General features: G+C 63.4%; 4 protein-coding genes. 1 reads left to right on the top strand and 3 read right to left on the bottom strand.

All coding sequences use genetic code 11. The annotated features are described in order from the left end of the window. Positions 1 to 10: 10 nt before the first annotated feature. Entirely contained in the window at positions 11 to 751 is a 741-nt protein-coding gene (locus MUO32_RS21685) for a LuxR family transcriptional regulator (RefSeq protein ID WP_257950466.1), read from the bottom strand. 301 nt (positions 752 to 1052) lie between these two features. On the opposite strand from MUO32_RS21685, the gene MUO32_RS21680 reads away from it, so the two are divergent. Then, a complete protein-coding gene (locus MUO32_RS21680; RefSeq protein ID WP_257950465.1) occupies positions 1053 to 2810 on the top strand; it encodes a glucan ABC transporter ATP-binding protein/ permease in 1758 nt (585 codons plus the stop codon). 32 nt (positions 2811 to 2842) lie between these two features. Here the strand turns inward: MUO32_RS21680 and MUO32_RS21675 are convergent, their stop codons facing one another. Continuing rightward, entirely contained in the window at positions 2843 to 3994 is a 1152-nt protein-coding gene (locus tag MUO32_RS21675) for an OpgC family protein (RefSeq protein ID WP_257950464.1), read from the bottom strand. Between the two features lie 24 nt (positions 3995 to 4018). Beyond that, a complete protein-coding gene (locus MUO32_RS21670; protein WP_257950463.1) occupies positions 4019 to 12514 on the bottom strand; it encodes a GH36-type glycosyl hydrolase domain-containing protein in 8496 nt (2831 codons plus the stop codon). Positions 12515 to 12790 lie beyond the last annotated feature (276 nt).

Raw genomic sequence — 12790 nt, 5'->3', positions numbered from 1 at the left:
AAACGTGCGCTTACGACACAAGGCCCAGACGGAAAGCGATCGCAACAGCGTGATGGCGATTGCGGGCGTCGAGCTTTTCCTGGATGCCGTTCATGTACCAATCGACCGTATGGCTGGAAATGCCGAGGACACGGCCGATATCCGGCGAGGTCATGCCTTCGGCAAGCAGGCTCAGCGCTTCCATTTCACGCCGCGTCAGCTCGACATCCACGACGGCCGTCAGACGCGCCGCCATATCCGGATTCTCGATATGGACGAGCTTCCAGTAAAGCCGCCGGGCGATGCTGTCGAGAAGGCCGATCTCGACACCTTCGAGTTCGACGGGCTTGCCGCCCAGGCTGAGGCTGCCGACAAGGCCGCGCCGCCCGTGGACGGGGAAAAGGTAGCCATCCTCCAGCCCGTTCTGCCGCGCATCCACCATCATGCGCTCCATGCGCTTGCGATGCGGGCTCGCGCGGAAGGCGCTCAACGTGTCGCGCCAGCGGAAACCCGTCTGCGCATGACCGAGATACCGCACCGTCGGATCGACCTGCATGTAGCGCTTCTGAAGATAGGTTTCCGGCCATCCTCGCGGCCAGCGCCCGGCGAGCATCAGACCGGACAAGCTCTCCACCGGCTTCGGTGCCAGGGTCAGCCAATAATAGTCGAAGCCGCAAAGTGTCAGCAGACGCTCGAATTCGGCCGTCGTCTCCTCACGGCCCCGCAACTCGTCGATCAGTGCAAGGAACTGCACCAGCAAGTTGATCTTCATATGCCCCGCGCTCGAAGCGCCCCAATTCAAATTCGAAGAAATAACCGACCGTATTCCGGCCAGTCATGTCCCATTCATGTTGCCCCGCCTACACTTGGCAGGATCGAATGATGAAAATCAATCGGATAAGGACGTCGTGGCGCGCAAAACACTGACATCACGCAAGATTTCAATTGCGTCATGAAATTTGCTCCGCCGCGAAGAACTTTCGCCCCTTGCGCTGCTTAATGCCTGAAGCCAAGGGATTGAGAGGTGCGAATATCGCACTGCACAACAGGTTTTGCCCGGAAAGGCCGCATTCGTGTCTTTGTTTCAGGTCTATGCAAGGGCGCTCAGCTATCTGAGCGTCTACAAGCTCCGTGTTGGTTCGGTTGTCTCCGCCAACGTCGTGCTCGCCGTGATCGCCATTGCCGAACCGATCCTGTTCGGTCGCATCATCGATGCCATCTCTTCCCAGGGGAACGTCACGCCACTGTTGCTGATGTGGGCGGGCTTCGGCCTGTTCAACACCATCGCCTTCGTGCTCGTCGCCCGCGAGGCCGACCGGCTGGCCCATGGCCGCCGCGCCAGCCTGCTGACGGAAGCCTTCGGCCGTATCATTTCCATGCCGCTCGCCTGGCATAGCCAGCGCGGCACCTCGAATGCCCTGCACACGTTGCTGCGCGCCTGCGAGACGCTGTTCGGCCTCTGGCTCGAATTCATGCGCACGCACCTTGCGACCGCCGTGGCGCTCGTGCTGCTCGTGCCCACCGCTTTCGTGATGGATTATCGTCTTTCGATGGTGCTGGTCGTGCTCGGCGCGCTCTATGTGCTGATCGGCAAGGTGGTGATGAACCGCACCCGTGAGGGCCAGGCCTCTGTCGAGAACCACTACCACACCGTCTTCTCGCATGTGTCCGACTCCATCAGCAACGTTTCGGTCGTACACAGCTACAACCGCATCGAGGCGGAGACGCGCGAACTGAAGCGTTTTGCCGAGCGGCTGATCAATGCCCAGTATCCGGTGCTCGACTGGTGGGCGCTCGCCAGCGCGCTCAACCGCATCGCCTCGACCATTTCCATGATGACCATCCTCGTCATCGGCACGGTTCTGGTGCAGCGCGGTGAAATCAAGGTGGGTGACGTCATCGCCTTCATCGGCTTTGCCGGCCTGCTCATCGGCCGTCTCGACCAGATGAAGGCCTTCGTGACGCAGATCTTCGAAGCCCGCTCGAAGCTCGAGGACTTCTTCACGCTGGAAGACGCCGTCAAGGAGCGCGAGGAGCCTGCGGGCGCCGGCGATCTCGGCGACGTCAAGGGCCGGGTCGAATTCCGCAATATCAGCTTCGACTTCGCCAATGCCACCCAGGGCGTGCGCGACGTCTCGTTCACGGCGGAAGCCGGCCAGACGGTCGCCATCGTCGGCCCGACGGGTGCCGGCAAGACGACGCTCGTCAACCTGCTGCAGCGCGTCTACGAGCCGCAATCGGGCCAGATCCTCATCGACGGCGTCGATATATCCAAGGTGACGCGCAAGTCGTTGCGCCATTCGATTGCCACGGTCTTCCAGGATGCCGGCTTGCTCAACCGCTCGATCTCGGACAACATCCGTCTTGGTCGCGAGGGCGCCACGGAAGACGAGGTCATGGTGGCCGCGGAAGCCGCAGCGGCGAACGACTTCATCGCGTCGCGCCAGAGCGGCTACGACACGCATGTCGGCGAGCGCGGCAACCGCCTTTCGGGCGGCGAGCGCCAGCGCATCGCGATTGCCCGCGCCATCCTGAAGAACGCGCCGATCCTGGTTCTCGACGAGGCGACCAGCGCGCTCGACGTGGAGACGGAAGCGCGGGTCAAGGCGGCGATCGACCAGCTGCGCCGCAACCGCACGACCTTCATCATCGCGCACCGCCTCTCGACGGTCCGTGAAGCCGATCTGGTGGTTTTCATGGATCACGGCCAGGTTGCCGAAATGGGCACGTTCAACGATCTCAGCCAGAGCAACGGCCGTTTCGCCGCCCTGCTGCGCGCCAGCGGCATCCTGACGGACGACGACGTGCGCAAGAGCCACACCGCAGCCTGATCCCAGGCAGTGCTTCGGGCTTCGCGCCCCTTTTAACCGGCAGGGCCTCGCACGCCCTGCCGTTTTGCATTCGTGCTGCCGATAACGGCGGCCTGCCAGTCGAGATACCGCGCATAGACGACATGCAGCACGATGCCAGCAAGGGCATAGAGCGTGCCGATGAGGGGGTTCTTGCCCGTGACGAACATCATCACCTGCCCGACCATGGCGAGGATCGTGCCGAAGATGAAGACGGCGAGCGAATGCCGGCCGACGGCCACCAGCGGATGGGAGAGCGGCAGCGCCGCCCAGTTCGACAGAACCGGGATCGTCGCCACCAGATAGGCGCCGGCAAGCACATGCAGCAGGCGGGTGGCCGAGAGGAACGTCTTGTCGAAACCGGTCAACACGGCCGGCAGACCGTAGGAGAAGTCGATGTTCCACCAGGAAAACACGACCCAGAGCATCGCGACGAAAAGATAGGCTGCGGAAAGCACCGTCAGCCCGATGTTGCGGGGAATACCCGTTCGCTTCGCCTTGAGCACGCCGACGAAGCCGATGACGAAGAGGAACTGCCAGGACAAGGGATTGAGGAACCACTTGCCGTCATCGAGAAAATTCGACGGCGCGATCTGCCAGATGCCGGCGCAAAGCCAGAGCGTGCCGGAGACGGCGAGCAACAGCAGCGCGCTCTGCCGGTAGAGCCAGAGGAAGCCCGGCAGCATCAGGAACAACACGGCATACATCGACAGGATGTTGTTGTAGCCGAACTGATGGCCGAGCAGCACCATGCTGACGACACCCTGCTCCGTGCGGTCGACGACGGCGCGCAGGTTGATCTCCGAGATCAGGTCGGGGCGTTCGAACCACAAGGCACCGCCCGCGAAAATCGCGAAGGTCAGAATGCTCGTCATGATATGGGCGATATAGAGCGTCAGCGCCCGGCGCAGGATGCGCAGCGTCACCGCCAGCCGCTCGCCGACGGCGAAGCGCGATCCATAGGCGAGGCCCACCGACATGCCCGAAATCAGAACGAAGGCTTCAGCCGAATCGGAAAAGCCGAAATTCTTGTGCGTCAGGTGTTCCAGATACTGGCCCGGAACGTGATTGACGAAAATCGTCAGGAGGGCGATGGCCCTGAAGACATCAAGGCGCGTGTCGCGTTGCCGCGGCACGGCGCCCGTCAGTCCAGCTTTGTCTGTCATGTCAGTCTGATCCACATCTGTGGATCAGAGCAAATAACCCTCGTTTGAAGATTTGATGACAGTGCCGTTCACACTTGCCTGCCATCCACCATCGTCATCGCGATCGACGCGGATCGTGACCTTCTTGCCATCGAGGTTGAGCGTCGCGCCATAACCGTTCCACGCCGTGGGCAGGACCGGATTGACGAAGAGGCGATCGCCTTCCTTGCGGATGCCGAGAATGCCCTCGACCGCCGCGCGGTAGAGCAGGCCCGCCGAGCCGGTATACCAGCTCCAGCCGCCCCGCCCTGTGCGCTCGCCTTCGCCATAGACGTCAGCGGCCACCACATAGGGCTCGACGCGATAACGTTCGGCCGCTTGCGGATCGAGCGAATGCTTGACCGGGTTGAGGATATCGAAGCAGGCGAACGCGTCGTCCGCCCGGCCCTGGCGAGCCAGCGCCAGCACGACCCAGGTCGCGGCATGGGTATATTGTCCGCCGTTTTCGCGAACGCCCGGCGGATAGGCCTTGATGTACCCGGGATCCTGCGGGGTCTCGACCAGCGGCGGGGTGAACAGGCGGATGATGCCGTTTTCCCGGTCGACGAGATTTTCCATGACGGCATCCATCGCCAGGCGCGACCGTTCGGCATCGCCCTCTCCGGAGAGCACGCTCCAGCTCTGGGCGATGGAATCGATCCGGCATTCGGCACTTGCCGACGAGCCGAGGGGCGTGCCGTCGTCAAAGTAGCCGCGACGGTAGTAACCACCGTCCCAGCCCGCCGTTTCCAGCGCCTGCTTGAGACGGCCGAGATGGCCTTCCCACGCATCCGCCCGGCCATGATCGCCACGTTCGCGCGCAATGGCGATGAAGCCGCGCAACGTGCCGGCAAGGAACCAGCCGAGCCAGACGCTGGTTCCGCGGCCGGCTTCGCCGACCCGGTTCATACCGTCGTTCCAGTCGCCGCCGAGGATGAGCGGAAGGCCGTTCTCGCCGGTGCGCTGGATCGCGAGATCGAGCGCACGGATGCAATGCTCGTAGAGCGATACCGCCTCGGAAGAGCGGCCCGGCTTGTAGAAGGAATCGTGCTGCCCCTCGGCGAGCGGCTGGCCCTCGATGAAGGCAAGCGTCTCGTCGAGCACGGCACGGTCGCCCGAGGCACGGCAGTAGTATTCCACCGCATGGGCAAGCCACACCACGTCGTCGGAGATCATCGTACGCACGCCGGCACCGCTGTCCGGCAACCACCAATGCTGCACGTCACCCTCGACAAACTGGCGCGAGGCGGCGTTGAGGATCTGCTTGCGGGCAAGCTCCGGCCTGTGCAGCACGAAGGCCAGCGTATCCTGCAGCTGGTCACGGAAACCATAGGCGCCGCTTGCCTGGTAGAAGGCCGAGCGCGCCATGATGCGGCAACCGAGCGCCTGATAGGGCAGCCAGTCGTTGACCATGCGGTCGAGTGCTGCGTCCGGCGTCTTGATCTGCAAGGTGCCGGTAAAGTCTTCCCAGAAGGCGCGCACCGCCGTCATGACGGCATCGAAATCGACCTTGCGGCTCTTTTCGGCCAGCGCCCTGGCGCTTTCCGCATCGGCCGTGTCGCCAAGCACGAAAAGCAGCTCGCGCTTTTCACCCGGCTTCAGCGTGATGTCGACATTCAGCGCGGCGCAGGGATCGCCCATGCCGTCGGTCGCGCCGGAAAGCGGCTGACCGGCAACAATGGCCGAAGGAGACGCGATATCGCCGCCCTTGCCGATAAAGTCCCGGCGCCTTGCCGTGAAACCGGCAAGCGGCGCATCGACGGCAAAGAAACTGGTCCGCCCCGAGAAATCGAAGCTGTAGGGATTGGCTGCAAGGAGCGCACCGCTCTCCTCGTCATGGCTCGTCAAGATGAACGGAGCGGTCTTGGCGGGATTGTTGCCAAGCACCCATTCGACATAGCCGTAGACGGAGAGGCTGCGATCCGTTTCGCCGGTATTCTTCACCACGAGGCGCGAATATTTGACCGGGTCCTGCGGATCGACGGTCTGCACGAGATCGAGCTCGATGCCGTCCTCCCAGCTGCGGAAGGCCGTGTAGCCGAGGCCATGCCAGGTCTCGAACTTCACCGACGGGCGCTGCGACAGTGCCGCAAACGGCGACATGACCGTGCCCCGGTCGCGATCGCGCACATAGAAGGCCTCGCCGGGGCGGTTGACGACCGGGTCGTTCGTCCAGGGCGTCAACTGGAAGTCGCGTGAATTGCGGCTCCAGGTGAAGCCCGCACCCTCCGCGGAGACGTGGAAACCGAAGTCCTTGTTGGCGATGACGTTGATCCACGGCTGCGGCGTTGCCGCGCCGCCGCGCAGACGCACGGCATATTCGCGACGGTCGGCATTGAAACCGCCGAAGCCGTTCCAGAAGGTAAGGCCTTCGCCGTCGATCTTGACCGGCTCGACGGCAACGGGCGCTGGCAACTTCGAAGGGGCCACCGTTGCTTCCGTCTTCGTCTCCTCCTCGCCGCGCGGCGAGGAGAAGAGCGAAACCGTTCTTGCGATCTGGTCGGAGAGCGTGCCGTTGCGCGCATGGAAGACGGCGCGGGCGGTCGCCAGCAGCGCCTGCCAGGTGGAGACTTCCATCAGGTCGCGACGCACCGCGAAGACATGCTGGCGCATGCCGTCGGACTGGCCGCGCAGGCGCAGGTTTTCGCACAACTGGTCCAGTGTGTGCTGCATGTCTTGCGCATAGGAAGAGGCGCGTTCGTTTAGGATGACCAGATCGGCGGTCACGCCGCGATGGCGCAGATATTCCTGCGCACGCAACGCCCCGCGGGCAACATCGAGATCGATCTCGTCGTTGATGCGCAAAACGAAGATCGGGAAGTCGCCGGAGATCGCCAGTGGCCACAGCGCCGACTGGGCGGTCAGCCCCGTCTGGATGGTGCCGGCGTCGGCGCGCAGATGCATGTCGGGATAGATGAGATAGCGACCGAGCATCTGGAAGCTCGCCGCCTCCTGCGAGGTGACGCCGACATGGCGCATATGCACCTGCGAGCGCGTCCAGGCATGGATCATTTCCTGGTTGAAGCTTTCCGGGTGGCGGTAGCGATCGATCGCGGAATCCACCTCGGTGCGGCTCGGGGCCGCAATGGTCCAGAAGATGACCTTGACCTTCTTGCCGGCGGGCACGCGCACCACGCGGCGCAGCGCCAGAACCGGATCGAGCGTGAAGCCGTCCGTGCCCGAAAGCTGCGCACCCGGATCGAAAGCCGCAGCGGTGGCGAGCGTGCGGCCTCGACCGATGAAGCGGCGGCGGTCGGTCTCGATCTCGGTGCGGCGCGACGGGCCGGCATTGTCGACGATCAGATGGGCGATCGTCATGTCCGGCTCGTTCGGATTGCGCTTGTTGCGCTCCGCCCGGATAACGTCGCCGCGCTTGCCGATCTCCGTGCGGATGAACATCTTGGAAAACAGCGGATGGGCGCTGTCGGCGTCGTCCGTTGAAATGACGGGCTCCAGATAGGAGGTCACTTCGATGAAGCGGTCTTCCGTGCCGGTGTTGAGAAGCGTCAGGCGACGGCCCTCGGCATCGTGCTCGGTGGCGACGATGACCTCGACCTCACTGGTCAGCGAACCGATCGTCTTGACGAATTCCGCTTTGTCGTCGCCGAACTGCGTCTTCGTCTTCTCGCCTTCGATGCGCTTCGGCTCCGCGGTGGCGGACCACCATTCACCGGAAACGGTGTCGCGCAGGAAGAGGAAGGAACCCCAGCGGTCTTCCGTCGGATCGGGCTTCCAGCGCGTGACGGACTGGTTGTTCCAGCGCGAGTAACCCGAACCGTTCGCCGTCAGCATCACCGAATAGTGTCCGTTCGACAGGAAAACGGTTTCCCGCTCCTTGGCGAAGGGGTTTTCGATGATGCGGATTTCCGGGCGCAGCAGGTCGGCCTGCGTGCTGCCGACGGTTTCCGGCTCGCGCTTGGCGTTGATAACCGGAATGTCGCGCGGCGCCTTTTCCTGCAGGAGAAGTTCGGCGGCCTCGATGACCGGATCGGCATGGAAGCGTTCGCGCAGCGCACCATTGAAGACCACGTTGGCAACCGCGGCGATCGACATGCCGTGATGGTGGGCCATGTAGTTGCGCACCACCGCGCAGGTCTTGCCTTCGGGCACGCGCGTCGGCGTGAAATCGACGGCATCGTGGAAACCATAGACGCCGAGCGCGCCGAGCTTGCGCAGGCGCTCGAGATTCTCAAGCGCCTCCTTCGGTGCGTATTGCGCGGCGAGCAGCGAGGCATAGGGCGCGATGACGGCATTCTGGCCGAGACCGCGCTTGAGGCCGAGCGTCGGCACACCGAAATTCGTGTACTGGTAGGTCAGTTCGTGGTCGCGGGCATTGAAGGCCGCTTCCGAAATGCCCCAGGGCGTGCCGAGACGGCGGCCGTGGTTCATCTGTTCCTTCACGACCAGATTGTTGGTCTGGTTGAGGATACCGCCCTGACGCTCCTGCATGACGAGCGGCGGCATCAGATATTCGAACATCGAGCCGGACCAGGAGACCAGGGCCCCGCGCGAGCCGACCGGCACGACCGGGCGGCCGAGCTTGTACCAGTGCTCGGTCGGAAGGTCGCCCTTGGCGATGGCGAAGAGGCTGGTGAGGCGGGCTTCCGAGGCCAGAAGGTCGTAGCAGGCCTCGTCGAGTTCGTTGGTCTCGACGCGATAACCGATGGAGAGCAGGCGCCGCTCCGGGCGGAACAGGAAGCCGAAATCCATCGAGAAGGCGATGTCGCGAGCACGGTCGCGCAGAACGATGAGCCGGTCGCGCAGGCCCTCGATCGAGCCGAGGTCGAAGACGCTGTCGGCGATATGCGCCTCGCAGGTGGCGACCAGCGCGCCCGCCCATTTGGCCAGTTCGCCGCTGTCAGCCGACTTGATTTCGTGGTCGAGATTGACGATCAGCTTGTTGACGTCGCGCGCCAGCACCGAGAGGTTGATGACGCGGATCGAGGCGAATTCGTGCTCGCGTTTGACGGCGGCGAGCGCATTGTGGAAGCCCACGATGCGCTCCTCGATGAGACGGCGCAACGGACGCACGGTCTTGCGGTCATCCGGCAGCTTCTTCAAGGTTTCCGACAGGATCGAGGCGACGTCGCCGATACCGTCCAAACTTCCCTGAAGGTGCGCCGAGGGCGCTTCCGCCCATTCGCGGCACATGGAGGAGACGGCGATGAGGTGGCCGGCGAGGTTGCCGCTGTCGACCGCCGAGACGTAGCGGGGGCCGAGCGTTTCCAGCGTGTTGGTGCGATACCAGTTGTAGAGATGGCCGCGATATTTCGGCATGCCGTCGATGGTGGCGATGGTCTGCTCGAGGCGACGGACCGTCTCCTCGAAGCTGATCCAGCCGAAATCGCGCGCCGAGATGGCGGACAGCAGGTAGACGCCGATATTGGTCGGCGAGGTGCGTTCGGCCAGCACCGGCTGCGGCGTTTCCTGGAAATTGTCCGGCGGCAGGTAGTGCTGCTCGGCGGTCACGAAATCCTCGAAATAGCGCCAGGTGCGACGGGCATATTTGCGCAGTTCCGTCGCCACATAGTCGGAAACGGCGAGCTGGTCTTCGGTCTCCGCCGTCTGGCTGACATACCAGGCGATCGCCGGCGAGAGCGCCCAGACGAGCGCGAAGGGCACACCGATGAAAGGCAGGCCCGTATCCGAGATCATGGCGAGCGCCACGGAAACGGCGGCCAGCGCCGGTGCCTGCCACATCGACTTGTAATGATCGAGAATGCCGCCGCGCGAGGCACTGTCGGCCTGTGCGGCCGTGCGCCATTCCAGCATCAACTTGCGGCTGACGAAGGTACGGTAGAGCGAGCGCACGATGGCATCGGCCATCAGTCCCGCCGAATGGGCGATGAAGGCGATGCGCAGCGCGACCTGCGCATTGGAAGCACGGATATCGGAAAAGACCCGATGCACGTGGGCGCGCGCGACGATATCGCCGCGGCGCGGCATGATGCCGGAAATGAGCGACAGCGTGGGGGCGACGAAGAGCAGGAAGATCAGCACGAGCTGCCAGATCAGCGCCTGGCGGGGCTCCATGTAATACCAGCCCATGACGGAGGCGACGAGCCAGGCGATCGGGATGAGGCTGCGGCGCAGGTTGTCGTACATCTTCCAGCGGCCGAGCATGGAAATGCCGCTTGCCGGATTGAAGATGTAGGGCAGCAACTGCCAGTCGCCGCGCGCCCAGCGATGCTGGCGCGAGGTTTCCACACCGTAGCGGGTCGGGAAGTCCTCGATGAGCTCGACGTCGGTGACGAGCGCGCAATGCGCGAGCGAGCCTTCGAGCAGATCGTGGCTGAGCACGGCGTTTTCGCCGATGCGGCCTTTCACGGCGGCCTCGAAGGCATCGACGTGATAGAGACCCTTGCCGGTGAAGGTGCCTTCGCCGGCAAAGTCCTGATAGACGTCGGAGACGGTGAAGACGTAGGGGTCGACGCCGCGGTCGGCGGAGAAGATGCGCTGGAAGGTCGAGGCTTCCTTGCCGGTCGTGAGCGACGGCGTAACGCGCGGCTGGAGAATGCTGTAGCCGGCGGTGACTTTACCCTTTTCCGCGTCGATGACCGGGCGGTTGATCGGGTGGTGCAGCTTGCCGACGAGCTTCGTCACGGCATCGCGCATCAGGCGCGTGTCGGAATCGAGCGTCATGACGTATTTCACATCCGGCGGCACCATGTTGGCGCCCGGCAGGAAGGTCGTGTCACCGTCGCCGCGCAGGAGCAGGTTCAGCTCGTGCAGCTTGCCGCGCTTGCGCTCCCAGCCCATCCAGGCACCCTCGGAGGGATTGTAGAGCCGGCGGCGGTGCAAGAGGTAGAAGCGCGTGCGGCCGTCATAGGAATAGCGCGCCGAGAGGGCTGCGATCTCCCGCTTGGCATATTCCAGCACTTCGAGGTCGGCGGGCGTTTCCTCGACCTGGGCGTCCGTCCAGTCGCTGACCAGCGAGAAGTAAATCTCGCCGCGCGGATTGGCGAGATAGTGCACTTCGAGATTGCGCACGAGTTCGTCGACATGGTCGCGCTTGGAAATGAGACAGGGCACGACGACGAGCGTGCGCGCATCGTCGGGAATGCCGTCCTTGAACTCGTAGCCGACGAGGCGCGAGGGCGTGACGAAGAAGGTGACAAGCGTGTTGAACAGGCCCGACGCCCCCTCGGAGGCCGGCAGCGCGAAGAGCACCAGCATGATCAGCCAGGCGCCGTTCGGGATGTCGAGCTGATCGAGGAAGTAGAAGACCGCGATCATCGCGAGCAGCGTCAGGAGGATAATCGGCCCGGCAATGGCGAACCAGTCGAGCTTGCGACCGAAGCGCACGATGCGCTGGACGATGGACGGGCGGTAGCCGATGCGCTTTTCGAGCTGCTTGCGCTTCTTGCCGACGAGAAAGGCGGCGACATTGGCCTCGTAGTCGAGATCTTCGACATGGGCGGCCGCATCCTCGGCCGTCATGGCGAGCGCGATCTCGGTGACTTCGAGTTCCGTCTTGCCGGAACGGCGGGCGAAGCGCTCGATCGTGTTGCGGTACTTGTTGCGCGAGCCGAAATCGAGATCGGAATAGTCCGAGCCCTGGCGCAGCGCCTCGTCGAGGCGGCTGACGCTCTCGAACCAGACGGGCCATTCCGTGTCGTCGACGGTGCGCAGGCTCTTGATGAGCGAGCTCATCGTCGCATTGCCGGAAGACAGGCGGTTGTTTTCCGAGACGATCAGCTCTTCGAGATCGCTGCCGCGGCTCTCGATCTTGCGTTCCAGCCACTGGATCACCGCACCGGAGGCCTGCAGGCCATCCCGCAGCCGGTAAAGCAGCTGCGTGACGAACGTGTTGTCCTCGACGAAATTCTCGATCGAGCGCAGATACTGGATGCTCTTCTCGGGATCGTTGAGGCGAACCAGTTCGTCGGCGACATCGTTGGCCTTGAAGCGCATCTTGCGGGAGCGCTCGACGCGGCTGGAAATGCGGCGAAGGTTTTCGAGTAGCACGAAGCGAATGAACGAAGGCAGCGCCCAGAGTTCGCCGATCTTCAACGCATCGATCTTCTGGAAGCCCTGCACGAAGGCGGTCAGGCTATCATGCGCGATATTGCTCTGGGTGTGGGCAACGTAGAGCCAGGCGAGCACCAGCGTGCGCGGCACCTGCTGCCCGTCGATCTCGATGGTCGGGAGCTGGCGGTAGAAACGACGCGGGAAGTCGCGGCGGACCTCCTGGATGGCCTCTTCGATGACGTAATAATTGTCGAGCAGCCATTCGGCGGCGGGCGTGATCTGTGCCCCGGATTCAACGTCCTTGGCCGTCGTCTGGTAGACGCGGAAAATTTCCTTCTCGTTTTCCTTGTGGCGCGGACGGAATTCGAAGGGCCGGTAGCCCGGCAGCGGCGCGGTCTTGTCGCGCGCCAGAGCCTCGCCGCAATCGGCCAGCTCCTCCAGCGTCAGATAGTTGGCGCGGATCGAATCGTTATAATCGATCTGCTTGGCGTCTGCGTCGCGGGAGGCGGGCGGCGTATTGTTAAGGGACATATTTCTTAATCTGGATCCGGCCATGTTGAACCATCCGACAGCGGCCTTTGCGCCGGAAGGTTTTTTGCGGGCAGGTTTCGTCTCTGTGCCGCGATCAGCCATGACACCATACGGCACCTTCGAGGCGCGAATGGATGGAACATGGCTCAGGCGACACGCTGTTTGGCATCCTGGCCGCGTGGTGCATGAAAACGGCATTTTTTAGCCGTAAGGACAGAGACTTGCAACATCTGAGCGTGTCGGGATGGCTCGGCATAGGTCCTCATCTGCGGTTTT

The organism is Shinella sp. CPCC 101442, from assembly GCF_024704725.1.
Classification (GTDB): domain Bacteria; phylum Pseudomonadota; class Alphaproteobacteria; order Rhizobiales; family Rhizobiaceae; genus Shinella.
This window is presented reverse-complemented; position numbering and strand designations above follow the sequence as displayed.